This is a genomic window from Enterobacter cloacae complex sp. IR5459 (assembly GCF_049238005.1).
In the GTDB taxonomy this organism is placed as follows: Bacteria; Pseudomonadota; Gammaproteobacteria; order Enterobacterales; family Enterobacteriaceae; genus Enterobacter; species Enterobacter hormaechei_C.
Genome location: NZ_JBMKIG010000009.1, coordinates 139,932 through 163,039 on the forward strand (window position 1 = coordinate 139,932; position 23,108 = coordinate 163,039).

The 23,108-nt window shown below is 55.3% G+C and carries 23 protein-coding genes and 1 tRNA gene; 11 read left to right on the forward strand and 13 right to left on the reverse strand.

The window, feature by feature from the left end; translation table 11 throughout:
* The first annotated feature begins 10 nt into the window (after positions 1-10).
* Entirely contained in the window at positions 11-1,393 is a 1,383-nt protein-coding gene (locus tag ACOTX4_RS18680; protein ID WP_045330750.1) for an MFS transporter, read from the forward strand.
* Between the two features lie 11 nt (positions 1,394-1,404).
* Positions 1,405-3,015, forward strand: a complete 1,611-nt coding sequence (locus ACOTX4_RS18685; protein WP_045330747.1) for a glycoside hydrolase family 43 protein — start codon at positions 1,405-1,407, stop codon at positions 3,013-3,015.
* A gap of 4 nt (positions 3,016-3,019) precedes the next feature.
* On the opposite strand, the gene xynR is transcribed toward ACOTX4_RS18685, so the two are convergent.
* The 4 genes from xynR to argL all read right to left on the reverse strand — a co-directional run bounded on the left by xynR (position 3,020) and on the right by argL (position 6,039).
* Positions 3,020-3,778, reverse strand: a complete 759-nt coding sequence (gene xynR / locus ACOTX4_RS18690; RefSeq protein ID WP_044597243.1) for a DNA-binding transcriptional repressor XynR — start codon at positions 3,776-3,778, stop codon at positions 3,020-3,022.
* A gap of 199 nt (positions 3,779-3,977) precedes the next feature.
* Positions 3,978-4,703: a DUF3828 domain-containing protein gene (locus tag ACOTX4_RS18695; protein ID WP_228463687.1), complete on the reverse strand. Its 726-nt coding sequence runs from the start codon at positions 4,701-4,703 to the stop codon at positions 3,978-3,980.
* A 266-nt stretch (positions 4,704-4,969) separates the two neighbouring features.
* Positions 4,970-5,974: an ornithine carbamoyltransferase gene (gene argF / locus ACOTX4_RS18700; protein ID WP_045330744.1), complete on the reverse strand. Its 1,005-nt coding sequence runs from the start codon at positions 5,972-5,974 to the stop codon at positions 4,970-4,972.
* Positions 5,944-6,039, reverse strand: coding sequence for a putative translational regulatory protein ArgL (gene argL / locus ACOTX4_RS18705; RefSeq protein WP_213014347.1), 96 nt, complete (start codon positions 6,037-6,039; stop codon positions 5,944-5,946). The genes argF and argL overlap by 31 nt, the downstream gene beginning before the upstream one ends.
* 99 nt (positions 6,040-6,138) lie before the next feature.
* Between argL and rraB the strand changes: the two genes are divergently transcribed.
* The 5 genes from rraB (at position 6,139) to ACOTX4_RS18730 (ending at position 10,231) form a co-directional block, all read left to right on the forward strand.
* Positions 6,139-6,564 carry a ribonuclease E inhibitor RraB gene (gene rraB / locus ACOTX4_RS18710; protein ID WP_023324077.1) on the forward strand — a complete coding sequence of 142 codons (426 nt, stop codon included), beginning with the start codon at positions 6,139-6,141 and terminating at the stop codon, positions 6,562-6,564.
* Between the two features lie 47 nt (positions 6,565-6,611).
* Positions 6,612-7,370, forward strand: coding sequence for a tRNA isopentenyl-2-thiomethyl-A-37 hydroxylase MiaE (gene miaE / locus ACOTX4_RS18715; protein ID WP_045330740.1), 759 nt, complete (start codon positions 6,612-6,614; stop codon positions 7,368-7,370).
* 30 nt (positions 7,371-7,400) lie between these two features.
* Entirely contained in the window at positions 7,401-8,123 is a 723-nt protein-coding gene (locus tag ACOTX4_RS18720; RefSeq protein ID WP_045330737.1) for a hypothetical protein, read from the forward strand.
* 106 nt (positions 8,124-8,229) lie between these two features.
* Positions 8,230-8,314, forward strand: a tRNA-Leu gene (locus ACOTX4_RS18725).
* A gap of 222 nt (positions 8,315-8,536) precedes the next feature.
* Positions 8,537-10,231, forward strand: coding sequence for a tyrosine-type recombinase/integrase (locus tag ACOTX4_RS18730; RefSeq protein ID WP_072206283.1), 1,695 nt, complete (start codon positions 8,537-8,539; stop codon positions 10,229-10,231).
* A 308-nt stretch (positions 10,232-10,539) separates the two neighbouring features.
* Here the strand turns inward: ACOTX4_RS18730 and ACOTX4_RS18735 are convergent, their stop codons facing one another.
* Positions 10,540-11,640, reverse strand: a complete 1,101-nt coding sequence (locus ACOTX4_RS18735; protein WP_025713650.1) for a hypothetical protein — start codon at positions 11,638-11,640, stop codon at positions 10,540-10,542.
* A gap of 706 nt (positions 11,641-12,346) precedes the next feature.
* Between ACOTX4_RS18735 and ACOTX4_RS18740 the strand changes: the two genes are divergently transcribed.
* Together ACOTX4_RS18740 and ACOTX4_RS18745 are read left to right on the forward strand one after the other, a co-directional pair.
* On the forward strand, positions 12,347-12,613 hold the full coding sequence (locus ACOTX4_RS18740; RefSeq protein WP_058656241.1) for a hypothetical protein: 267 nt from the start codon (positions 12,347-12,349) through the stop codon (positions 12,611-12,613).
* A 111-nt stretch (positions 12,614-12,724) separates the two neighbouring features.
* On the forward strand, positions 12,725-13,378 hold the full coding sequence (locus ACOTX4_RS18745) for an HNH endonuclease (protein ID WP_058656242.1): 654 nt from the start codon (positions 12,725-12,727) through the stop codon (positions 13,376-13,378).
* A 55-nt stretch (positions 13,379-13,433) separates the two neighbouring features.
* Here ACOTX4_RS18745 and mobH read toward each other — a convergent pair whose 3' ends face one another.
* The 4 genes from mobH to ACOTX4_RS18765 form a co-directional block, all read right to left on the reverse strand.
* Positions 13,434-15,023 (reverse strand): MobH family relaxase, encoded by a 1,590-nt coding sequence (mobH, locus tag ACOTX4_RS18750; RefSeq protein ID WP_058656243.1) that lies wholly within the window; start codon positions 15,021-15,023, stop codon positions 13,434-13,436.
* 173 nt (positions 15,024-15,196) lie between these two features.
* Positions 15,197-15,568, reverse strand: a complete 372-nt coding sequence (locus ACOTX4_RS18755) for a hypothetical protein (RefSeq protein WP_058656244.1) — start codon at positions 15,566-15,568, stop codon at positions 15,197-15,199.
* 64 nt (positions 15,569-15,632) lie between these two features.
* Positions 15,633-16,538 (reverse strand): ArdC family protein, encoded by a 906-nt coding sequence (locus ACOTX4_RS18760; RefSeq protein WP_058656245.1) that lies wholly within the window; start codon positions 16,536-16,538, stop codon positions 15,633-15,635.
* A gap of 64 nt (positions 16,539-16,602) precedes the next feature.
* Positions 16,603-16,893 carry a hypothetical protein gene (locus ACOTX4_RS18765; protein ID WP_014908067.1) on the reverse strand — a complete coding sequence of 97 codons (291 nt, stop codon included), beginning with the start codon at positions 16,891-16,893 and terminating at the stop codon, positions 16,603-16,605.
* Positions 16,894-17,226: 333 nt separating this feature from the next.
* On the opposite strand from ACOTX4_RS18765, the gene glgS reads away from it, so the two are divergent.
* Complete coding sequence (glgS, locus tag ACOTX4_RS18770) at positions 17,227-17,427, forward strand: cell surface composition regulator GlgS (RefSeq protein WP_058656313.1); 201 nt, start codon at positions 17,227-17,229, stop codon at positions 17,425-17,427.
* A 38-nt stretch (positions 17,428-17,465) separates the two neighbouring features.
* On the opposite strand, the gene ACOTX4_RS18775 is transcribed toward glgS, so the two are convergent.
* The 4 genes from ACOTX4_RS18775 to ACOTX4_RS18790 form a co-directional block, all read right to left on the reverse strand.
* Complete coding sequence (locus ACOTX4_RS18775; RefSeq protein WP_058656246.1) at positions 17,466-18,338, reverse strand: phosphorothioated DNA-binding restriction endonuclease; 873 nt, start codon at positions 18,336-18,338, stop codon at positions 17,466-17,468.
* A gap of 96 nt (positions 18,339-18,434) precedes the next feature.
* Positions 18,435-19,937 (reverse strand): conjugal transfer protein TraG N-terminal domain-containing protein, encoded by a 1,503-nt coding sequence (locus ACOTX4_RS18780; protein WP_058656247.1) that lies wholly within the window; start codon positions 19,935-19,937, stop codon positions 18,435-18,437.
* Positions 19,934-21,295, reverse strand: a complete 1,362-nt coding sequence (locus ACOTX4_RS18785; RefSeq protein WP_058656248.1) for an integrating conjugative element protein — start codon at positions 21,293-21,295, stop codon at positions 19,934-19,936. The genes ACOTX4_RS18780 and ACOTX4_RS18785 overlap by 4 nt, the downstream gene beginning before the upstream one ends.
* 11 nt (positions 21,296-21,306) lie before the next feature.
* A complete protein-coding gene (locus tag ACOTX4_RS18790; protein WP_063938098.1) occupies positions 21,307-22,239 on the reverse strand; it encodes a TIGR03756 family integrating conjugative element protein in 933 nt (310 codons plus the stop codon).
* 213 nt (positions 22,240-22,452) lie between these two features.
* Here ACOTX4_RS18790 and ACOTX4_RS18795 point away from each other — a divergent pair, with 213 nt between their 5' ends.
* Positions 22,453-23,043 carry a tyrosine-type DNA invertase gene (locus tag ACOTX4_RS18795; protein WP_032724031.1) on the forward strand — a complete coding sequence of 197 codons (591 nt, stop codon included), beginning with the start codon at positions 22,453-22,455 and terminating at the stop codon, positions 23,041-23,043.
* Positions 23,044-23,108 lie beyond the last annotated feature (65 nt).

Sequence of the window (23,108 nt, forward strand, 5' to 3'; positions counted from 1 at the left end):
TGTAATTCTGATGACGCAATTAACCATGAAAGACAAAATTGGCTACGGGCTGGGTGACACCGCCTGCGGCTTCGTCTGGCAGGCTACCATGTTCCTGCTGGCCTACTTCTATACCGACGTCTTCGGCCTGTCGGCGGGCATTATGGGGACGCTGTTTTTAATCTCCCGCGTGCTCGATGCCGTGACCGACCCGCTGATGGGGCTGCTGGTGGACCGCACCCGCACGCGTCACGGCCAGTTCCGCCCGTTCCTGCTGTGGGGCGCCATCCCGTTTGGCATCGTCTGCGTGCTGACCTTCTACACGCCGGACTTCTCCGCGCAGGGCAAAATCATCTACGCCTGCGTGACCTACATTCTCCTGACCCTGGTCTACACCTTCGTTAACGTGCCGTACTGCGCCATGCCGGGCGTCATTACCGCCGACCCGAAAGAGCGTCACGCCCTGCAGTCGTGGCGTTTCTTCCTGGCGGCGGCGGGATCGCTCGCCATCAGCGGCATCGCGCTGCCGCTGGTGAGCATCATCGGCAAGGGGAACGAGCAGGTGGGCTATTTCGGTGCCATGTGCGTGCTGGGCCTGACCGGCGTGGTGCTGCTCTACGTCTGCTTCTTCACCACCAAAGAGCGCTACACCTTTGAAGTGCAGCCGGGCTCGTCGGTGGCGAAAGACCTCAAGCTGCTGCTGGGCAACGGCCAGTGGCGGATCATGTGCGCGTTCAAGATGATGGCGACCTGCTCCAACGTGGTGCGCGGCGGGGCGACGCTCTACTTCGTGAAATACGTGATGGATCACCCGGAGATGGCGACCCAGTTCTTACTCTACGGCAGCCTCGCCACCATGTTTGGCTCGCTCTGCTCCTCCCGACTGCTGGGCCGCTTCGACCGCGTCACCGCCTTCAAGTGGATCATCGTCGCTTACTCTCTGATTAGCCTGCTGATCTTCTTCACGCCGGCGGAGCATATTGCCCTGATTTTCGCCCTCAACATCCTGTTCCTGTTCGTCTTTAACACCACCACGCCGCTACAGTGGCTGATGGCCTCTGACGTGGTGGATTACGAGGAGAGCCGCAGCGGACGTCGCCTCGACGGGCTGGTGTTCTCCACCTACCTGTTCAGCCTGAAGATTGGCCTGGCGATTGGCGGGGCGGTGGTGGGCTGGATCCTTGCGTATGTGAACTACTCCGCCAGCAGCAGCGTGCAGCCGGTGGAAGTGCTGACCACCATCAAAATTTTGTTCTGCGTGGTGCCGGTGGTGCTCTACGCGGGCATGTTCATCATGCTGTCGTTCTACAAGCTCACCGACGCCCGCGTGGAGGCCATCAGCCAGCAGCTGATCAAGCACCGCGCGGCGCAGGGCGAGGCCGTTCCCGACGCCGCGACAGCCGCATCCCATTAACCGGAGGCAATATGGAAATCACTAACCCAATCCTGACCGGCTTCAACCCGGACCCGTCCCTGTGCCGCCAGGGCGAGGACTACTACATCGCCACCTCGACCTTCGAGTGGTTCCCGGGCGTGCGCATCTATCACTCCCGCGATCTGAAAAACTGGTCGCTGGTCAGCACCCCGCTGGACCGCGTGTCGATGCTGGACATGAAGGGCAACCCGGACTCCGGTGGTATCTGGGCTCCGTGCCTGAGCTACGCCGACGGCAAATTCTGGCTGCTCTACACCGACGTGAAGATCGTCGATTCGCCATGGAAAAACGGCCGCAACTTCCTCGTCACCGCTCCGTCCATCGAAGGGCCGTGGAGCGAGCCGATCCCGATGGGCAACGGCGGGTTTGACCCGTCCCTGTTCCACGACGACAATGGCCGCAAATATTACCTCTACCGCCCGTGGGGGCCGCGCCACCACAGCAACCCGCACAACACCATCGTGATGCAGGCGTTTGATCCGCAGACCGGGACGCTCTCGCCCGAGCGCAAAACCCTGTTTACCGGCACGCCGCTCTGCTACACCGAGGGCGCGCACCTGTATCGCCACGCGGGATGGTACTACCTGATGGTGGCCGAAGGTGGCACCAGCTACGAGCACGCGGTTGTGATGCTGCGTTCCAAAAACATCGACGGGCCGTACGAGCTGCACCCGGACGTGACGATGATGACCAGCTGGCACCTGCCGGATAACCCGCTGCAGAAGAGTGGGCACGGCTCGCTGCTGCAGACCCACACCGGGGAGTGGTACATGGCCTACCTCACCAGCCGCCCGCTGCGCCTGCCCGGCGTGCCGCTGCTGGCCTCCGGCGGACGCGGCTACTGCCCGCTGGGCCGCGAGACCGGCATCGCCCGCATTGAATGGCGCGACGGCTGGCCGTACGTGGAAGGCGGCAAGCACGCGCAGCTGACCGTGAAAGGCCCGCAGGTGGCCGAGCAGCCTGCAGCCGTTCATAACGGCTGGCGGGACGATTTCGACGCCAGTTCGCTCGACCCGGAACTGCAGACCCTGCGCGTTCCGTTCGACGACACCCTCGGCTCGCTCACCGCGCGCCCCGGCTATTTACGGCTCTACGGCAACGACTCGCTCAACTCGACCTTCACCCAGTCGACCGTGGCGCGCCGCTGGCAGCACTTCGCTTTCCGGGCCGAGACGCGGATGCAGTTCTCGCCGGTCCACTTCCAGCAGAGCGCGGGGCTGGCCTGCTACTACAACAGCAAAAACTGGAGCTACTGCTTTGTGGACTACGAGGAGGGGCAGGGGAGAACCATCAAGGTGATCCAGCTCGACCACAACGTGCCGTCATGGCCGCTGCACGAGCAGCCCATTCCGGTGCCGGAACATGCGGAGAGCGTCTGGCTGCGGGTGGACGTGGATACGCTGGTCTACCGCTACAGCTACTCGTTCGACGGCGAGACGTGGCACACCGTGCCGGTGACGTATGAGGCGTGGAAGCTGTCGGACGACTACATTGGCGGGCGCGGCTTCTTTACCGGCGCGTTTGTGGGGCTGCACTGCGAGGACATCAGCGGCGACGGCTGCCACGCGGACTTCGACTACTTCACCTACGAGCCGGCCTAACGGCTCAGGCCGGGTAGCCCAGCGCGCGTGAAAGCTGAAGCCCGGCCTGCTGAAGCTGCTCGCGGAAGTTAGCCAGCTCAGCGTCGTCCACGCGCGAGGTCAGGGTCGACAGGCTCAGGGCGGCAATCACGCGGGATTCATGGTTCCACACCGGCACCGCCACGCAGCGCACGCCCTGCTCGTTCTCTTCGCTATCCAGGGCGTAGCCCTGCTCGCGGGTCTGCGCCAGGGCGCTTATTAGGGCTTCGCGAGAGGAGAGAGTGGCGGGAGTAAAGGTGGTGTACTGATAGCCCTCCAGCAGGGCGTTCAGCTCGGTCTCGCCCAGCCAGGCAATCAACACCTTGCCGATGGCGGTGGCGTGAACCGGCAGACGGCGGCCGATGCGCGAATAGGCGATGGCGGCCAGCTTGCCTTCAATCTTCTCGATATAGACCCCTTCACGCCCGTCCAGGATCCCCAAATGGGTGGTCTGTCCGGTCCGCTGGGACAGCTCCGTCAGCCAGCCTTTCGCCTTCTGGCGAATATCGATGGAGCCCACGACAAAATGCCCGCGCTCGACCAGCTTCATGCCGAGGCGATATTTTCCGTTCTCAGGGTTCTGATCGATATAGCCGTGAAGCTGGAGTGTTTTCAGCAGCGAGTGGAGGGTACTCTTGCTCAGCCCCATCAGTTTGCTGATGTCGGTGATCTTAAGCTCGGTGGCCTGCTCGTTGAACAGGTCGAGGATCTGCAACGCACGTTCAACAGACTGAATAATCGGCATAATGCTGGCATGTCCACGCTGGAATGAAGGCGAAAACGTACCTTTTTCGGGGTGAAAAATCAATGAAATGGAGCTGGCCTGATTCGCCCGGCGGCGCTTCGCTTGCACGGGCCTACGGGTTGTGTAGGCCGGGTAAGCGCAACGCCACCCGGCAAAAAGAGCGCGCAGTATCAATATCATTGCCGGTACGTCGTTTGGCTCAGTTCGGTATAGTCAGGTTTCTTGAAAATTCAACAGCAGAAACTGACTGTACCTTCCATAAGTTGTCTTCTTTAACCATGCAGTCTATGACTATGTGGCCCTTCTTTTTACCGAATGCAATGTATACGTTGACACAGACTGGATCGGTATCCCCTGCTATGGCTGTTACATTCTGCGGCCAGTCATCGCCGACGTATTGCGCTTTTAAAAATATATCGGCCTCGTAAAACTCTTCGTCTGCATAGCGAGGATCCTGCGCGTGACGGAGTTTTTTCATTGTTGATGCTGTGACATATTTATCTATTTCGTTTCCATCAGTAATGGGAAATATGTCTTTATTGATTTGATTTACGTACCAGCTGTTAAATTTTACAGCACGCTCAATTGGATCAGAAAGGCCAGCCGTTGCATAGAAAGAAAATATTAAGAGAAGCGGTAAGATATTTTTCATATCAATAGTGCCTGTAAAGGGTGATTTTTGGCCGTATCTTCCGATGCGCACCAGGCAATGCGTCAATGACTGCAACATCACCCTCAATAGGGGGGCCATACACTTTACTGAATCCTGCCTTCTCAAGAGAACGCCAGAGGTTTTTTGCATCAGCGCCATCCTCAGTCCTCCGGCGCGGATAGCCGCGGCTACGGCGCGAGCGCAGTAACCCGTGCTGTAATGGTGCGCGTGGCTGCGAGCATAAGACACAGCCTCGTGCTTATTCCATGACATAAAATCATCCTTATTAATGAAATGAAGTAATAAGGAAATATTACGCCGATAATATACGGTGTTTTGTAATTGATAATGACCTGATATTAACCATTATCTACTCAGTAAATAATGGTTAATAAAAATATAAATATCTATTATGGTTAATGCGTATCTGAGAAAGCATCACTAAAATGAATTTTTCTGCCCGACGATAACGCTGTTGTCGTTTTTAGGGTTTTCTCCCTCTCCCCGTGGGAGAGGGCACCAGACCGCAGAGGGGTCAATCACTCTCCAAGCGTCGCCACCATCACCGCCTTAATCGTATGCATTCGGTTTTCCGCCTGGTCGAACACGATGCTCGCCGCCGACTCAAACACCTCGTCCGTCACTTCCATCCCGCCGTGCAGATCGAACTCCTTCGCCATCTGCTTGCCGAGCGTGGTCTGATCGTCATGGAACGCCGGCAGACAGTGCAGGAGCTTCACGTCCGGGTTGCCGGTGAGCGCCATCATCTGCGCGTTCACCTGATACCCCCGCAGCAGCGCAATCCGCTCCGCCCACTTCTCTTTGGCTTCGCCCATCGACACCCAGACGTCGGTATAGATAAAGTCCGCGCCCTTCACGCCCGCCGCCACGTCTTCCGTCAGGGTGATCTTCCCGCCGTGCTTCTCCGCCAGCGCGCTGCACTCCGCCACCAGGCTCTCTTCCGGCCAGCAGGCCTTCGGAGCCACCAGGCGCAGATCCAGCCCGGTCAGCGCCGCCGCTTCCAGCATCGAGTTGCCCATGTTGTTGCGCGCGTCGCCCGCGTAAACCAGCGTCATCTCGTTAAACGCCTTGCCCGGCAGGTGCTCCTGCATGGTCAGCAGGTCCGCCAGCAGCTGCGTTGGGTGGAACTCATTGGTCAGCCCGTTCCACACCGGTACGCCCGCATACTGCGCCAGCGTTTCGACGACTTCCTGGCCGTGCCCGCGATACTGAATGCCGTCGTACATCCGCCCGAGCACGCGCGCGGTGTCCTTAATTGATTCTTTATGCCCAATCTGGCTGCCGCTCGGCCCTAAATAGGTAACGCGCGCACCCTGGTCAAATGCGGCAACTTCGAAAGAGCAACGGGTACGGGTCGAGTCTTTTTCGAAGATGAGCGCGATGTTTTTACCGGTAAGTTTCTGTACTTCCTTGCCATTTTTCTTATCGGCTTTGAGCTGTGCGGCAAGGGTCAGCAGAGAAGTGAACTGTGCAGGGGTAAAGTCGAGCAATTTCAGAAAGTGTTTCTTGTACAGATCAGACATTTTATCCTCACATGGCGAACGCCACTTATTGAATTAAAATTCACTTTATATGTGTAATTATTCATTTGCAACCCCGTTTCACAAATCTTTCCAACAAAGGTGGAGGCAAACCCGTCCGTGTGTGAAAATAGAAGTATCTGCCGCACTTTAAAGAGGATTGAGCCATGGCAAACCCGGAATTACTGGAAGAGCAACGCGAAGAGACGCGTCTGATTATTGAAGAGCTGCTGGAAGACGGTAGCGATCCGGACGCGCTGTACACCATCGAGCACCATTTCTCTGCGGATGATTTCGACGCGCTGGAAAAAATGGCCGTGGAAGCCTTCAAGCTGGGTTACGAAGTGACCGAGCCGGAAGAGCTGGAAGTGGAAGAGGGCGACACCGTCATCTGCTGCGACATCCTGAGCGAAGGCGCGCTGAAGGCGGAGCTGATCGACGCGCAGGTCGAACAGCTGATGAACCTGGCCGAGAAGTTTGACGTGGAATACGACGGCTGGGGAACCTACTTCGAAGATCCGAACGGTGAAGACGGCGAAGAAGGCGACGACGAAGATTACATCGACGAAGACGACGACGGCGTGCGTCACTAAGCGTTTCAGGCGGTGGCGCGCGCCACCGCTTTTTTCAAGGCAGAACCATGGATTACCCGCAGATACTCGCCCCCGTACTCAACTTCCTCCAGTGCCCGACCCCGCAAGCATGGATTGATAAAGCCCGCGACCCGGCGAACCTGCCGCTGCTGCTCACCGACCACATGGTGTGCGAGCTCAAGGCCGCCCAGACCGCGCTGCTGCTGGTGCGTAAATACGTCGCCGACGAAAGCGGTGCCGACGCGCTGCTCGACTGGCTCAAACCCTACGAACAGTTCACCTTCCGCGACGGCCCGGAGCCGGACTTCATCGCCCTGCACAGGCAGATTGGCAAAAGCGTGATGCCCAAAACCGACGACCCGTGGGGCCAGGCGCTCATCGACAGCATGGTGCTGCTGATTAAAGAGGAGTTGCACCATTTCTGGCAGGTGCGAGAGGCGATGCTGGCCCGCGACATTCCGTACGTCAAAATCACCGCCAGCCGCTACGCCAAAGGGATGCTGAAAGAAGTGCGCACCCACGAACCGCTGACGCTGATCGACAAGCTCATCTGCGGCGCCTACATCGAAGCCCGCTCCTGCGAACGCTTCGCCGCGCTGGCTCCGTTCCTCGACGACGACCTGCAGAAGTTCTATCTCTCGCTGCTGCGCTCGGAAGCGCGCCACTATCAGGACTACCTGACGCTGGCCCAGCAGGTGAGCGACGAAGATATCTCACCACGTATAAAGCTTTTTGGCGAAATTGAAGCCACACTTATCTCGACACCGGACAACGAGTTTCGCTTCCACAGCGGCGCGCCGGTGTAAACCGGCATAACTCAAGGATAAGGATGCGAGATGAATAAAACGTGGACCCGTATTGTGATTGTCGTCATTGCGGCTGCCGCCGTGGCGTTCTGGGTGTTTTTCGACAGGCAGCGCGCCCCGGAACGGCAGATGGATAACGCCCTTAACGCGATGCCCGCCTGGCAGGTGATAAAGGAGCAGGAGCCCGCGCTGCATCAGCGCATCCTCGACCAGATGGCCGCCCTGCAAAAAGCGGGCGAGCCGGAGCAGCAGATTATCGACACCATCCAGCCGCAGATCCTGCATCTGCAGATGTCGCGCCTGCAAAACGCCCCGGACGCCAACGTGGTGAACTACATGACCATCAACATGGAGCAGACCGCCGCCATCCAGAAGGTGAGCGACGACGCCTGCTTCCGCTTCCTCTACCCGATGGTGAAGGGCGGCATCAACCCGATGCGCATGCTGGATAAAGACCTGATGGCTCGGCGCATGCAGGCCGATGCCGATATGATGCGCGCGGCCTACGGCAAAAACCGCCACACCGTGACCCCGGCCGAACGCGAGGCGGCCGTCGAGGATGTGCGACCGATTATGAAGGCGCTTGCCGATAAGTACGGCGAGGACATCCAGCTGCTGCAGACGCCGGAGAAGGCGGCGGGCAAAGAGAAGCTCTCCTGCGATATGGTGCAGGAGATGTGGGCCAAGGTGCTGGCGCTGCCTGAGCAGAAGGCGGCGAGAGTGATTCGGCTGGCGGTGTCTGAGCTGGAGTGACAAAGGGCGCTGGTTTTTTGGGCACTTAGCGCGGGTTTAGCGCGTCGTCGCTTGCATGGCGGCGTGCGACAGGTATAATCCACAACGTTTCCGCATCCCCTTCAGTGCCGAAGTGGCGAAATCGGTAGACGCAGTTGATTCAAAATCAACCGTAGAAATACGTGCCGGTTCGAGTCCGGCCTTCGGCACCAAGTGATGTAATAATTAGCTGCCTAAGGGTGGCTTTTTTTGTGTCCATTTCCGTCCAAATTCGTCCATATCCGTCTGTAATTCAAAGATAATTTATTTTTCGGTAATAACCATTTTTAATTTGTGGTCTTTCCGTGTTGGTCATTTTTCATCCATTGACATCCACACGATTTGGGGGCCAAATTGGGGGCTTAGACGTAGTTCGATAATAGTGAGGCCCCCAAATGGCACTAACAGATCGCGCTATAGTCCACGCCAAGCCTTGTGGCAAGCCGTATAAGCTCAGTGACTCGCATGGACTTTACCTGCTGGTTAATCCTAACGGTTCAAAACGCTGGTACATCAAGTACCGCTTTGTAAACAAAGAGAAAAAGCTCGCTTTAGGCCCTTATCCGCTTTTGACGCTTGCACAGGCAAGACGCATGCGTGAAGAGGCCCAATTACTGCTGATTTCCGGCATCGATCCGAGTGCACACCGAAAGGCTGAACGCCTTGCTGTAACGCCGGAACATACGTTTGAGTCCGTAGCACGCGAATGGGTCTCCAGCAACGTGAACTGGTCGGCGGAACATAAGAAGCGGGTGCTGCGTTATTTCGAGCTTTACGTATTCCCCACGAACGGCAGTTTCGACATCACCAAAATGAAGGTTAAAGACCTGCTGGTACCCATCAAGGAGGTGGAGAAAGCGGGTAAACTGGATGTTGCTTCCCGGCTTCAGCAGCGCACTGCCTGCGTGATGCGCTACGCCGTCCAGAACGGCATTATCGATCATAACCCTGCATCAGATTTAACCGGCGCGGTTTCCACGCCCAAAGTACGTCACCACCCTGCATTAGATTTGAATCTTATCCCTGATTTCCTGGATAGAATCGACGATTACAAAGGCCGTCAACTGACTCAACTGGCGGTAAAGCTGGCGCTGCTGCTGTTTATCCGCTCCAGCGAACTGCGCTTTGCCCGCTGGGATGAGATTGATCTGCGTAACGCCATGTGGACAATCCCCGCCGAGCGTGAGCCGATCCCCGGCGTTAAATATTCAGCGCGTGGGGCGAAGATGCACTCCCCACACTTGGTCCCATTGTCGCGTCAGGCCATCGAACTGCTGCACGAGGTGCGGCAGCATTGCCGACCGGGAACTGAACTGGTATTCCCCGGCGATCATAACTACCGCAAACCGATGAGCGAAAACACCATCAACAAAGCGCTGCGGGTGATGGGCTACGACACCCAGAAAGACGTCTGTGGCCACGGTTTTCGCACTATGGCCTGTAGCGCGCTGGTGGAGTCAGGCCTGTGGTCAAGCGACGCAGTCGAGCGCCAGATGAGCCATCAGGAGCGCAAGCGCGTGCGTGCGGCATATATTCATAAGGCGCAGCACCTGGAAGAGCGCAGGGAGATGATGCAGTGGTGGGCGGATTATCTGGATGCAAACCGGTTCAGGCATGTGGTGCCGTATGGCTTTAAAAAGTCGCCGGGAGGTGCACTCGACCATATGAGTTTCCAGGAGCGCAATGACCGGCAGCTAGAGGAGCTGAAAGCCAGAATACTGGCCGACTCAGAATGGCTGACAGCGTCTGAGTTATCCGCAAAAGCGGGCTTTCGTTCCGCCGATCCTGATGCTGGCCCGAAAGGCTGGAAAGCCGCCGGGAAGATATTCTCGCTGAAGGTCGATGGTGAGGATTTGTACCCGGATTATGTTCTGGATGAGAAAATGCGACCTCTCAAGGTTGTCAGGTTGATACTCTCGCTGTTTAAGGAACGCAAAACGCCGTGGGGACTGGCTATCTGGTTTGGCTCGGCTAATCGCAGGTTGAAAGGTGGGAGGCCGAAAGACCTGCTGGTATCAAAGTCAGAGTTGGTACTGCTGGCAGCGCAGGATGAGGTGGAGTCGGGGAATGCTGGAATTTATATAGATTAAAATAATGGAAGTGGCTTAGCTTAGCACTACCCTGCAGGTAGTTAAATTTGCTCGTCCACTATAAGCGAGAAATTAACATTGTGCTTATCGTTTCGACTAAATTTCGTTAGGAGACAGCTTTTGGGCCGGTGGAGGCCGACCTAGTGTATTTACTACTGGAGCGCTATCAGTTCGCTGGGCGGGCAGTAGCGGCGTTTCGGGGGAGGGGGCAGAGTCATATGGCGGAAACTCATATTATTTATGAAAATCTGCCATATAACTCCTATTTAGATATAGAAGTTGTTTAACATGAAAGGAAAAAACTTCATCTAGTCAGAAAAATTCCCACTTGAAAGCAACTCTTTCACAAAGTCCCTGCTTGCTTCGATAGCAATCCGATAGCGTTTTTCACTTTCCTGCATTCGCTTGTGTTCTTCAATGAATGCTTCCATTTTAGCATTATTATCGTCTTCATTTTCTGGTCCACAAACCATCCCCCCAGAAGTGATATGATGAGAATTCGAATTTCTCAATGCTCTCGCCAGTTTTCCATCTATAGTTAAGGCAGCCGAAGCGGGGGCATAGCGAGAATGACTTTGATCTGAGAATTGACTGTGAATGTTACAGTTTGTATAAATGTCTAAATCTGCAACACCCATTAAATTTCCTTTTGAAGTTAACTTTAAAATTTGAGTAAATAAAAAATCTTTCTCACTATTATATTTATCGATGACATGTCTGTCATTACTTTTACACTCAACAATATATTTGTGTATGTACTGAGTAAAGAATTGACTTGATTTTTTTTCGTCAAAATATTCAAGCCCTAAAGGATGAAAAAGTGCATCAGCTGCAAAGGCTGGTGGGACTAGTATGTATTCTGTACCTGTTATAGGGAATCCAGCCACGCCAGAACCAGCACGTTGTACAAAGTTGATATGCCAGTTTTCATTTTGATATGCAATCAAAGTTTTTTTTATTTTTTCAGCGTCGCTTTGAATTAATTGTAAATATTGTTCGGCCCCCTGATATGTCTCAATGCCATCAAAGAATAACTTTGAGCCCAATTCTTCCTCTATCAGGTTTTTTAATTCTTTGAATTTAATCCAGTGCTCATGAGTACTTTTTAAATTTTTTTGTCGAAGGTATTCATAAAATACAGTTGGCCTTACCACTAGATCAAAATGAAAAGGTAGCTTCTTTATGAGTTTAAATGCCAGAAGGATAGATAGGAGCCCTTCTGAGACGTTCCCTTGCCGGTATGACTCTAGTCTCATGATTATGTTCGAATCTAATACTAACCTGTACGGACCTTCAAGAATTACAGCGCTTTCAATCTGATTGAATAAGGATAAAAGATTCTGAGTGAATGTGTCTTTGCTTTTTTGCTTAAGAGCCTTAAACTGAATTGCTATTTCTTGTATTTCCATATCACAAATTCCCACAATAACTAATTGTTAACTATAAACATGATTAACATTAACCGATTAGGTCACAAGTTGCCATTTTGAATGTGAGAAATATAGAGAGAAGCAGTGCTCTGCTATCAGTGATCTATGTTGGACTACTGGTAGCAATGTCCACTTTGGCACGACGCAGTCTGAAGAAGACGAAGAGAACTGCTATGAGTGAGAAGTAAATCTGCCTCCAAAGAAATACCGATTTACCGTCTGACGAGCTGTGTAAAGTGGACAGAGGCAGACAGGAATAGTCCTGAACCATAAAATGTCAAATCACATCCGGGCGAATACTGGCAGGACGCTTCCGGAAGTCTGACCATATGCTTAAAAAAGCATGTTTAATCGACATATGGTCGGAACGTGTCGATACCATAAACATGTTTTGGCTATATGTTTAAAAAAATGCTTTTTATCGACATATCTTTGGTGGCTTGATGCAGGCTTTCTGGAATGGCTCGTTAAGGGGTTTCATCTCCAGCGTCATGTTTTACCATCATTCCCCTATCCATGACATTACTTTAGGCGTACAGACCTGTAGATGATACGTATGTCTGACATACTTAAATCGCCTGTTGAAACGATTGATAGGTCTCCTGGCAAAACCTTGCAACCGCAAAAAATGCCCCTATTTCATGGCTAATTAACCGCGAAATTCTAGCCATGGAGGATACTACCGATGTCATCCCGGACACACCGCCAGCTCGTAAGCGTTGAAGTGATGTGGCCTGCTCAGGCGCTACCGCTTCCCCTACAACAGGTAGTCGAAGCATTGAATCAGGGCGAAACGCCCGATCAGATTATTATCCGCATGAACCAACGGGGTCTGCTGGCGTGGCGTGAGGATGCATCCGCGCAGGATACGCACGATATCTTTCAGGTTCGGCTGGACAATCAGCATGAGGCGCGATTTCTCTGCCGCTACGTTACGCTGCCGCTGCACTAATGCCCCTATCCCGGTAACGTGGAATTGAAGAGTGCTGTTTATTACCGGATAAATTAATATGCTATAAAATAAAGAGTTAGCATATGTCGTTTCAGGGATGATGAGTTGTAAATGAAGAAGAAACTGCCAGACCAGCTTTCCAGGGAATGCATTATTGCGGCTATGCGCGCCTATGATGAAGGTGTACGCCACCAGTTCAGCGAGTCCCGGCTGTATGATGTGGTCTTTGAAGGGCGCAGTTATCCACCGAAAGCTATAGTCGGTATTGCTGCTTCAAATATGATAGGCGTTGAGTTTTCCCCTGAAGATTTTAGCGGTGGTATCAAGTCGAAATGCGTCAAGTTGCTTACCGATCAAGGGTTTCAGATCGTTGAGAAAAATTTGGGTAACGAGCAGCCCGCCATCAGTATTTTTCCTGATGAACTGCCACCGCAGAGCGTATTTACTGAAGGTGCCGCTACGCAGGTAACGGTTAACCGCTATGAACGCGACCGTAAGGCCCGGCAGGCCGCATTAGCCTGGCATGGTTGCCTGTGCAAAGTATGCGGCATTGATATGATGAGGGTGTATGGTGAGATAGCAAAAGGTTTTATCCATATACACCACCTGATTCCGCTATCAGACATCAAAGATAATTACTCTCTGGATCCCAAAAAAGATCTTATTCCCGTCTGCCCTAATTGCCACGCCATGTTGCATCGGCGTAATCCGCCTTTTTCGCCTGAAGAACTGAAATCAATTATTGAATATCATGCGGCTCTTTAGGTATTACAGCCCATTCGCTGTGGCTCGGTGGAAGAGAGTGTTTTGATATAAATTGCTATTCGCGCAGCAACTTCAGCCACGGGTTATTCACCGGTATTTTCTCTCCAAGCACCAGCCCAGGATCCTCCATCAGAAACCCTTTCAACTGACTATTTTTCTTTTGTGGTGCACAAACCTCGCAGGTCCAGATAAAACTGTCATCATTACAGCGCAGGGCCAGCCCTGACTCCTGAAACATTCGCTGTGCCAGCTTCCAGCCGTCGCCGGTGTCTCCAGTGGTTTCTGATGCGTATATCTTAAAGATCCCCGGCGAAATCAAGAAAAGATGGTTTTCCACCACATGTACCTTGCCGTTCCGGGTATTCACCGTGGCTGAAGTGCTGGTGTGGTTCTTCAGCCACTGCAGGAAATTATTATTGTCACTAAGCCTCGGGTCGTCTGCTATCTCCGGCAGCGGTTGAGTGGGAACGCTAAGTTCAGGAACGGGTTCAGCTTCGCTTACCGGCGTCACATCACCGGCAAAACAGGCGGGCCGTTGTTCGCTTGGCTCCCATATTGCAGATGGTGTCAGGCGCAGCAGCGTCAGCGGTTCAACGGGCGACCAGCCTTTATCCGATCGGATAATGCAGCGCCAGATCGCTTTATCCTCATTGGCAACGATAACCTGATGCGTCAGCAGTTCGTCAAACAGGCGGTTATTGTTTTCCGGCACGCTAGATACGCCATGCTGGAGCAGCCAGGCGCGAACCCGGTCGGCGGTAGTTTTGCTGATAAGCCACAGCGCATCCTCCGTCAGCCAGCCATCGGATCCGCATTCGGGATTATTGAGTCGGTACTCGTTCTGTACTAGTGATCGTAAGGCTGTAAGAAGCTGCTGGGGGAAGGAAGAGGGCTTTTGCGCCAGCGCGGTTTTGATATCGCCGCCGAGGTATCGGGCGACAGAGGCTTTATCGGCCTGCTGCACCAGTTCAGCCAGCGCGCCAGCCCGTTCGTAGTGTCCGGTGAGCTGATAAATCAGGGACGCAAAAGCCGTCGGGTATCCGGCCAGCCAGTCCAGTAATGGCGAGGATATCAACTGATTAATCAGCATTGCGCCAGCGGCAGGATGTAGATGATAGTCGCGACCGTGGCTCTGGTACTGCCAGCGATAAGGCTTTGCCAGATTACCCTGCCACGGATGCCAGCGGGTGCCATCACGTTGATGAATCTCCATATCCACGGCGATTTTTCCCGTATCGTGCAGCAATGCCGCGCAGACCACCGCGACCGTCCATGCGCTGGCCTGCCGGGCCTGTTCTTCCGCACCCGCTTCCGGTGGTAGCAGATAACCTTGGCGCAGCCGGATGGCGTTGCAGGCAACTTCCAGCGAATGATCCAGAAGCCCGCCAGGAATGGAGTGGTGATGACTTTGGGAGGCGGGTAGCAGCTGTACCAGTGCGGCGAAGCGATGAATCGCCGTGAGGATCCAGCTATCAAACAGGGTATCCGGCAGCGGGGTCAGTTGCCGTAACTGCTGCAAACAGGACTGGCGTAACGGTGTCGCCAGCAATCGCTCTGCGGATTGTGGCGCAAACCAACCCTCCGGCAGCATAGCGTCTGGCGCAGGTGGCTGGCTTTGGGATGGTCTTTGTAGCCACTTCAGCATATTTCTCCTTTTCGGGCAGGCCCCTTTGCCCTTGTCGCCCTTCCTTTGCAGTTTCTCCCTTTGGGCCTTTTACATTTTTATTAGTAAAAACGGTATGCTCTCATGTACATATTTTGCGGTGTATTTCTGGTCGACGTGTGAAAGTGACCGACGTTTTGTCGGCCACTTTAAAATTACCACCAGGCATAAAACATCAACCTGTCTCGCTCAAAATCAAACGTCTCCAGCGTCTCCTTCACCCAGTGAGTGACGGCGCGGACATCTTTCCAGTAGTGTTCTCCATAATCGGTATATCCATAGAAAAAGCCGTCAATCGTGGGATAAACCGCGCCGCAGTTATCCGGCGTCAGGTTCTGCAGGTCGCTCAGAAGCGCCTGCAAATGTGCTTTTGTGACTTCTAACAGCACCTGGTTGCGCACCAGCCCAACGTGTTTATCCACCCATTTGAGTAACGGGTTCACCTTGCGGAAATAACCCACTCTGGCGTACTGGCTTTCATCGGGCGCGTTTTTTGCCCGTTCGAAAAAGAAGAGATCGAGTCCCATATATCACTCCAGAAAAAAGGGGAGCAACTCCCCGACGGGGAAGGCTCCCCGTGCGGGTGGGCTGTCAGGCGCTAAGCTGACAGGGTTGTGGTACAGCGTTGAGCAGCCATTCACTGGCGTGGCGCGCCATACCGCTGGCGCGGATCACTGCCCGCTTGTCCTGGCGCAGGATATCCAGCCAGTAGCCGATATAGCTGGCGTGCTGGAGCCTGCCCTGAATGCCGCAGTGGGCGCACAGGAAGGCGCTGCCCATCTCCGCCACTAACTCTTCAGCGGCGTAGAGTGCTTCGGTGCGTTCCGTTCCGGCAATGCCGGGGCGGTTGAGGCGCGAAGCGTGACCGGTGGCGTGCGTCAGTTCATGCAGCAGCGTGGCGTAGTACGCCTCACTGCTTTCAAACTGCTGCGGGTGCGGCATCATCACCAGGTCGGTCGCGGGTTTGTAATACGCTTTCGACTGACGGCGATGACGCAGCGTCACGCCGCTGTTCATCGCGATGGTTTCGGCCATCTCCAAAGGCTTTGCGGGCCGGGTAAACGGCTCCGACAGCGACTGCGGCAGGCCGTCGCACTGCGACAGGTTAAACAGCCGGAACTCACGAATGATCCCGAAATGCCGCACCTGCGGCTCACCGTTTTCATCGAGCAACGGCTGACCGAGAGCGTCGGTCTCTTCTTGCGTGCGCGGCAGATACAACACCGCCAGAGAGGATTTCTCTCCCCGACGTACCTGTCCACCAAGTGCGCTAACCTGATGGAACGTCAGCCAGCGGTCGCTGGCGAAACTCTGCTTGTCGGCGCTGTTCCACAGCAGCGGTACATTGATGCCGTGATACGGACGACCGGATAACGCATTGATCGGGAACGGCGGCTCTCCGTCGCGCCACGGGCGGATCCACGGCACATTGCCGTTTTCCAGTTCAGCGATAATCTGGTCGGTGACTTTCTGGTAGATATCGGTGCTTCTGTCCATTGTGCGATCCTCATGGAAGAAGCCGGAACCACCTCCGTCCGGAAGTGACTCCGGCGGGGAGAGGTTATGCCTGTTCAGCCATCGAGACCTGCACATAGTGGCCGTGATAGTTGAGCGACAGCGGTAATGCGACAGGGACTTTCATATCGCCCTGCGGTGGTTGGCAGTAGATCGTAAAGGTGACTTTCTTGCGGGACGTCCCGGCGGTGCGCAGGGTTAGTAGTACGGCGAGCAACAGATTGCCCAGCCGTTCTTCCACCTGCTGCGGGTCGGCGGGAAATTCCACAGCGGATTGCCAGACATCAGGGGCGATAACCACCGGCATTAACGACGGTTTTTTATCGAAAAGCGACATGGTGTTTCTCCTGTAAATGAACAGGGAACACCCTTCGCAGGGCGTTTCCCTGCGGGATGGAATGGTACGGGTATCCTGCGCATCTGCGCCGTTCGCGCCTTCCGGATACATGGCGAACTTACTGCATGACAGGTGGTAGTGTTTTCTGCGCGGGTGATAAAAGGGAGGGGAAAATCATTACCGGGGCTGAAGAGTTTTGTCGTTCCTGAAATGTGAACGCAGGCAGATTGATGCGCACGCATCGATCAAAAAATGATCTTTTTCAGGCGGATACTGAAATCAGAAAAGCATATGACCTTGAACAGTAAACACAATGACTGGAGGGATATGCTAATGAGCCAACAAGATATAAACGCATTGAAGAATTTTGATTTTCTGGCGCGCAGTTTTGCCCGTATGCACGCTCTGGGCCAGCCAGTGGATATCGATGCCGTGACCGGCAATATGAGTGATGAACAGCAAGCATGGTTCCGGGAGCGATACGACCACTACCGAAAGCAGGCTGAGCGGGCGCGAGTGATAGAACTGCGGTGATGTAACGAACAACGGGCTTAACGGCCCGTTGCGTATTTTCAGGCTTTGAAAATCTGTTTACGGTGCCAGCCAACATACTGTTCAGCAGGCCACTGCGTTTTGTCATAAGGGAGGAATAACTGCTGGCCGTCCCGGTGCCAGAACAGATGGTCTACCACCGGACTACGACTGACGCCGCCGGAGATGCGGATGGTCATACTCTCATCCAGCCCGAATGCCCCCATATCAAACGCGTCATGGTGTAATGTACAGAGCGCCAGGCCATTATTTACCACGCACGGACCACCATATGCTTTCCAGTGAATATGCGCCGCTTCAATACCAACCAGCGCACCATCCAGCCGGAGATCGTAACCGCAGAACGCGCACCGTGAGTGGTAAGCGCGAAGAACGATATCCCTGAAACGCGGATCGCGGTTCCTGGAGCGATCGATAAAATCGAATCCCAGTTGGTTGGCAAGGATCCGCTGAATACTTTCCGGGAAGCGATCGGTGAGGATCTTCTGAGCCAGTTGGTCGATCATCTCTGGATGTGTCAGCAATTGCTGGTAAGCCGCTTCATCGAAGCCGCCCGCCACCTGGTTATCAATCAGTTCTTTCTTTGTCGGCTGAGTATTGCCCTTACGCGGTTTGCAACCTTCTGCGTGAGCGATCTCCCAGAAGCCGTCTGTTCGCAGCCGCCAGAACGGCATATTGGGGTAATCGGTGCGCCGCTTGGGACCAAATTCTTTTAGCAGGCGAGTAAGCGGTTCGTGGATCTCCAGGCCATAGTTAAACAGGCGCGAGTGGCCTGCTTTGTACTGCGACAGTACATACAACAGCAGTAGCGGTTTATGCGGCGCGCATACGTCACCCTGACGCCAGACAGAGACGTTAGAGATGGCGGATTGCAGCGTTTCTGGAGAGATCATAAGAATGAACCGGGTAACAGGCTGATGTTATTGCGATCATGCTCGCAAAATGCCGGTGACTCAAGCCCCGTTCATCACACCGTCAGTACGAAATCTTCAGGGAATGCGTGTTTTACTGACGATCATTTTCCCGACCTGTTCGCCAGCGCTGCGGATATCACCGACCGCGCTGCCCATCACGCCAGCGACTGCTGCGCCGATCCTGATGCCCGCCCACGTCAGCGCGCCCAGCCAGAATGCGGGTAACACCAGGAACATCACGCCCATAATGATATTCATGATCAGATCGTCGGAGGTGTTTTGCAGGCCCCAGAGGTTGAAGTACGAGTGGGTGTCACTGTCGTACATCATCTGCATCAGCCAGTTATCCAGCCAGCGCGCCAGTTCCCACCAGAAGGTGAGAAAGAACAGGGCGAACTGCACAAAGCTCAGCGTGATGACCGTTTTAAGATCCCATGCCGAGAACAGTAGGATCACCGGAATGCAAATCACCAGCGCCATTTCGAGAAAAGCCTGCACCATCGGCAGAGCCTGGCGGACGTTATCAAAAGCCGGAAACAGGGCGTAGCTGGAAAGTCCCGCGCCGATGATCCCGCCAACGCGGCTGAGCAACTGCGTCTGGCTGAGATTTTCTCCCGCACTCCCGCCAAACCCGTTGTACACCAGTCCGCCCTGCGACACCTGCATATTGCGCGGGCTGACTAGCGAACGCAGCACTGCCTCTTCATACTCGTCTTTCGACTGCCCCAGTTTTTGTAGTTGTTGCCAGAGCGTGGTATCGACTTGCTTCAGCAGGCGGTTTTTCAGCCCCGCCTCACCATCGGACCACCACTCCTTACACGCTGGATAGCCTCCGCCACCCGTATCGCTCAGACCGTCGTCGCGGCTGGCGTCATAAGGCCAGGCGGCGCGGGGCGAACGGGAATGATCGTGGTCGTAATAGCCCGGCGTGGAGAGGTAAAAAGACGCTCCCACCCAGTCCACTTTCCGACTCTGTTCCTCGCTAATATCGCTGCCCAGCCGTTTGAGCCGTGCGCGCGACGGCCCATAGCAGTCATTAACGAAATCCTGTAGTTCCTGCGCCAGCGCCGGATCGGCGATCCGGGTGTGTTGCACCTCAAAGCGCAACTGGCGCAGGTCCGGCTTGCAGGGGAGCACCGCGACGGCGGCGCTGGTGATTCCTTTGCCCAGTGCATGCGTGAAGTGCCACCACACCGGAACGGAAGCACTCTGGCCGCTAAGTTCGTTGATCAGCGGTGCATAGCCGGAATCGCCGGGCTGTACCACCGACCAGCCGCACTGTTTTGTACGCTGGCTGTCGTAGGTGAGGGTATTGATATCAACATTGAGGAACGGTACGCCCGCAAAGAGGATCACCAGCAGGGCGCTGTAGAGTGAGTGCTCCACCCAGACGACTAGCAGGCGGGCGACGTTGCCTTCATCCGCCCCCTGGCCGCGCGCTTTCAGCCACAGGGCAATCAGCTTCGCCAGCAGGGGCAGGGCGAACAGCCCGGTGGCGGTCAGCGTCTGCCACACGCCGTTGTTCACCAGCCAGCCGAGCAGGGTGAGCACGTACTCGAAATAGCTGTTGGCGGTCATCGCGGGCTGTCCGGCTGTGGATTATTCAGATGGTGCAGGCGGCGATCGCTGTCGTCCGGCACTTCCACCGCCTGCCCCTGAAGCTGGTCGCGCTGCTGTTTGCGTTGCAGGATCTGGCTGGCAGTATTGCGCGTCAGCGCCTGGCGAAAATCGAGTTCCAGCTTCAGCTGGTTCAGCTCTTCATCCAGTTGGGCGGTGGTTTTACCCAGGCTCTCCTGCGCTTCTTTGACGTTGGCGATATTCGGTTCGCGCATGCCTGCGAGCAGCGTGCGCCGGGCCAGCAGCGCCTGTTCGGTGACGCGGGCCAGCGCCAGTTCTCCTGCCAGCCGCTCGGTGAGGACGGCGGCGTCCGGGTCGTCGCGCAGCGCCTCGACCACGCCGCGGGTCAGTTGCATGGATCCGCCGGAGGCTTTCGCCAGATTGTCGAAGCCGGGTTTCTGACTGCCATTAACCAGATCTGTCAGGAGGGGCAGGATCTTCGCCTTTTCTTCGTCGATCAGCGGATGCAGACCGATCCCCGCCTGTGCGCCGGAACGTGCATCCGGATCGTCGGTGGCCTGCGCTACGCTGATGGACTGCTCGCCAACGACGCGGGTCATCCATCTGGCAGCCTCTTCAGGGGATGTCCAGGTGGTGCAAAGTTCTCCGTCGCATTCAGAGGAGGTAAGAGACGTGGTGCTGGTGGTGGGTTGCTGGTTGAGGATATTCCATCCTGCGGCGGTGGCGTCATGGACCACCTTAATCGGCGGCTGACCTTTGCCGCCGCGCTTTTCGCCGCCCACCCAGCGTTTACCCTTTTCGGCGGCCTCTTTTGCCGCCTTCTGGTCGGTGCGGATGGCGTCATTATCGCTGGCGGCGAGGGACTGGTAATTCTCTGCTTTGGCTCCGGAAAACCAGGCGGAGTCGGCCGCTAAATCGGTCATCTTCTCCGCCATTTTCTGGCAGTTCAGCAGCGATTTATCAAAATCCAGCCGTCCCTGCAGCACGCCGTTGGTCAGCAGATCATAAAGCTGCGGATTGGCGCGCTGGATAATCATCGCGGGCAGGCTGGCGACCGCCCCGGTGGCGCTCTGGATAACGTTACCCATCAGTTGCTGGAAGCCGTCGGTGATGCCGTTAAGCTGGTTGCGCACCGTGGTGTCGATATCGAAATTGCCGCACATCAGATCGGCGTTCCAGCCAATCCCCACGCTGAGCGGCGAGGGACTGCGGCGCACGGGCGGCGGCATCACCGCTTCACCGCCGCCAATCTGGTAGTAAAGCAGGTCGTTAACCGCGCCTCGCGTGCGGAAGCTGTAGTCGTCTGCCGCCACGCAAACCCAGGCGAAAAACAGTAAGACCAGGCAAAGGACTCTCATCACCGCCTCCGTTAACCCGTACTGCCGAGGAAGGTTTGCCCCCGGCGCGGACAGCATTTGTAAGGCCGCCACAGCGTCCAGGCATACGCGCCATCCTCCGCCAGCTTGTCGGCGTAAGTGTCGGTGGCGCTGCCATCCGGGAACACCGAACAGGCGGCGGATTTTTTCGGGGTGAGCATCTGCCAGCGATGGTTATTGCTGTCGCCTTCGATAACCGGGGAGGGCGGCCAGTACCCGGCGCGGGATGAGGCGGTCAGCGGCGTATAGATATGCGGTTGCCCGGTACGCGTCACCAGATCGGCCACGCGCTGGGCGATAACGGCGGCGGCTTTATAGTCGTGCGTCTGGCTGATGGCCCCGGCGCGCGGGTAGATATTGCCCCACATATCGCCGTCTTTCCCTACATCTCGTAACCCCGGCGTCAGCGCCTCCGGCCAGGTCATCTCCGGTACGCCGCTGCGCCATGCCAGCGCATCCAGTTGACTCAGAAAGTACGGTTGAAAAGGCTGCGATGAAGGCGAGCAGATATAGCCAAACTGGGTGAAAAACTTCGCCAGTTCATCCCCCGCCGGAAAGCCGATAGCGTCGGCATTCTTAAAGCGGATCTTACTGTGTTGGTTGGCCGATCGCGGATTGGTGTCGCCGCCGCCTTCAGCAATGCCGGGCAGCACGCGGCTGAGCGGCGACATCTCTGTCCACGGATTCTGCCCGGTGATGCTGTAAGCCGACACCACCAGATCCGGGCGGAAATGGCGAACCTTCACCGACGTGCGTACCGAGCAACCGAGCGGCGTGCAATAGAGCCAGTAGCACAAGCCGACCACCCGGTAGTTCACGCAGTCTGGCGACAGGGCGGAAGCGGCAATTTCCGGCGTGGTAATGGCTCTGAGCGGGAAAGCGGCGCACAGCATCAGGGGCAACAGCAGAGTAAAGCGGTCTGGCATAACGCCTCCGGCAACAGAGTTTTCTTCTGCCGGGTGTAGCGCAATGCTCATACGATCACTGCTGAAAACTGGAACCCGCCCGTGAAAATTGTTGAGTCTGTCATCAACCTTTGCCGGGCTTTCTGGTGTTATTCTGTGGTTCAGGCCGGGCTACGAAAGTGGTTCCGGCCTGTTTTTTTCTTCATTTTTTATTGTGTTTAAGGAGCAAGGCTTATGCCAGTAAAACGAAAACATCTGACCCGCCATGAAGTGGGGCAGATACTGCTTGCAGCGGACAGAGGGATCCATTTTGAGCGCGATTACTGCCTGATTCAGATGTGTTTTTTACACGGTCTGCGGGTCAGTGAACTATGTGGGATGCGCCTGTCGGATATCGATTTGGTAGGGCGTTCTGTCTATGTCCGACGGCTTAAAAACAGTCTCTCGACGCAGCATCCACTGTTTGATGCCGAATTGCCCGCATTGATGCGCTGGCTAAAGGTGCGCCGACGCTGGCGGGAGGCAGACAGCGACTGGCTTTTTCTGTCGCAGAAAGGAGGCCCGCTGTCGCGCCACCAGGTTCGATTGTTGCTCAAACGTTACGGTGAGCTGGGGGGAGTCAGTATCTCTGCATACCCACATATGTTGAGACATGGATGCGGTTTCGCGCTGGCGGATTTGGGGCGTGATACGCGTCTGATACAGGATTATCTGGGGCACCGGAACATCCGGCATACGGTGATTTATACGGCGACAAATACGCAGAGGTTTATGAATGTCTGGGGGAATATGAGAGAAAACCACACAATTAGTGCCAGAATGTAAAGTAGTATCAGAAAAATTTAGCAAAGTGTCAAAATTTTTCTGAGACCCCTTTTGATAACGGATTA

What these genes read in the sequence shown, in the direction of transcription:
- ACOTX4_RS18685 (WP_045330747.1), top strand. Translation starts at nt 1,405, where the DNA reads ATGGAAATCACTAACCCAATCCTGACCGGCTTCAACCCGGACCCGTCC.
- ACOTX4_RS18785 (WP_058656248.1), bottom strand. Translation starts at nt 21,295, where the DNA reads ATGAGAGTCCTTTGCCTGGTCTTACTGTTTTTCGCCTGGGTTTGCGTG.
- ACOTX4_RS18775 (WP_058656246.1), bottom strand. Translation starts at nt 18,338, where the DNA reads ATGATCTCTCCAGAAACGCTGCAATCCGCCATCTCTAACGTCTCTGTC.
- rraB (WP_023324077.1), top strand. Translation starts at nt 6,139, where the DNA reads ATGGCAAACCCGGAATTACTGGAAGAGCAACGCGAAGAGACGCGTCTG.
- argL (WP_213014347.1), bottom strand. Translation starts at nt 6,039, where the DNA reads ATGAATAATTACACATATAAAGTGAATTTTAATTCAATAAGTGGCGTT.
- ACOTX4_RS18755 (WP_058656244.1), bottom strand. Translation starts at nt 15,568, where the DNA reads ATGGGACTCGATCTCTTCTTTTTCGAACGGGCAAAAAACGCGCCCGAT.
- ACOTX4_RS18780 (WP_058656247.1), bottom strand. Translation starts at nt 19,937, where the DNA reads ATGACCGCCAACAGCTATTTCGAGTACGTGCTCACCCTGCTCGGCTGG.
- ACOTX4_RS18765 (WP_014908067.1), bottom strand. Translation starts at nt 16,893, where the DNA reads ATGTCGCTTTTCGATAAAAAACCGTCGTTAATGCCGGTGGTTATCGCC.
- ACOTX4_RS18735 (WP_025713650.1), bottom strand. Translation starts at nt 11,640, where the DNA reads ATGGAAATACAAGAAATAGCAATTCAGTTTAAGGCTCTTAAGCAAAAA.
- ACOTX4_RS18760 (WP_058656245.1), bottom strand. Translation starts at nt 16,538, where the DNA reads ATGGACAGAAGCACCGATATCTACCAGAAAGTCACCGACCAGATTATC.
- glgS (WP_058656313.1), top strand. Translation starts at nt 17,227, where the DNA reads ATGAGCCAACAAGATATAAACGCATTGAAGAATTTTGATTTTCTGGCG.
- ACOTX4_RS18790 (WP_063938098.1), bottom strand. Translation starts at nt 22,239, where the DNA reads ATGCCAGACCGCTTTACTCTGCTGTTGCCCCTGATGCTGTGCGCCGCT.
- miaE (WP_045330740.1), top strand. Translation starts at nt 6,612, where the DNA reads ATGGATTACCCGCAGATACTCGCCCCCGTACTCAACTTCCTCCAGTGC.
- ACOTX4_RS18695 (WP_228463687.1), bottom strand. Translation starts at nt 4,703, where the DNA reads ATGTCATGGAATAAGCACGAGGCTGTGTCTTATGCTCGCAGCCACGCG.
- ACOTX4_RS18745 (WP_058656242.1), top strand. Translation starts at nt 12,725, where the DNA reads ATGAAGAAGAAACTGCCAGACCAGCTTTCCAGGGAATGCATTATTGCG.
- ACOTX4_RS18740 (WP_058656241.1), top strand. Translation starts at nt 12,347, where the DNA reads ATGTCATCCCGGACACACCGCCAGCTCGTAAGCGTTGAAGTGATGTGG.
- ACOTX4_RS18795 (WP_032724031.1), top strand. Translation starts at nt 22,453, where the DNA reads ATGCCAGTAAAACGAAAACATCTGACCCGCCATGAAGTGGGGCAGATA.
- ACOTX4_RS18730 (WP_072206283.1), top strand. Translation starts at nt 8,537, where the DNA reads ATGGCACTAACAGATCGCGCTATAGTCCACGCCAAGCCTTGTGGCAAG.
- argF (WP_045330744.1), bottom strand. Translation starts at nt 5,974, where the DNA reads ATGTCTGATCTGTACAAGAAACACTTTCTGAAATTGCTCGACTTTACC.
- ACOTX4_RS18720 (WP_045330737.1), top strand. Translation starts at nt 7,401, where the DNA reads ATGAATAAAACGTGGACCCGTATTGTGATTGTCGTCATTGCGGCTGCC.
- mobH (WP_058656243.1), bottom strand. Translation starts at nt 15,023, where the DNA reads ATGCTGAAGTGGCTACAAAGACCATCCCAAAGCCAGCCACCTGCGCCA.
- xynR (WP_044597243.1), bottom strand. Translation starts at nt 3,778, where the DNA reads ATGCCGATTATTCAGTCTGTTGAACGTGCGTTGCAGATCCTCGACCTG.
- ACOTX4_RS18680 (WP_045330750.1), top strand. Translation starts at nt 11, where the DNA reads ATGACGCAATTAACCATGAAAGACAAAATTGGCTACGGGCTGGGTGAC.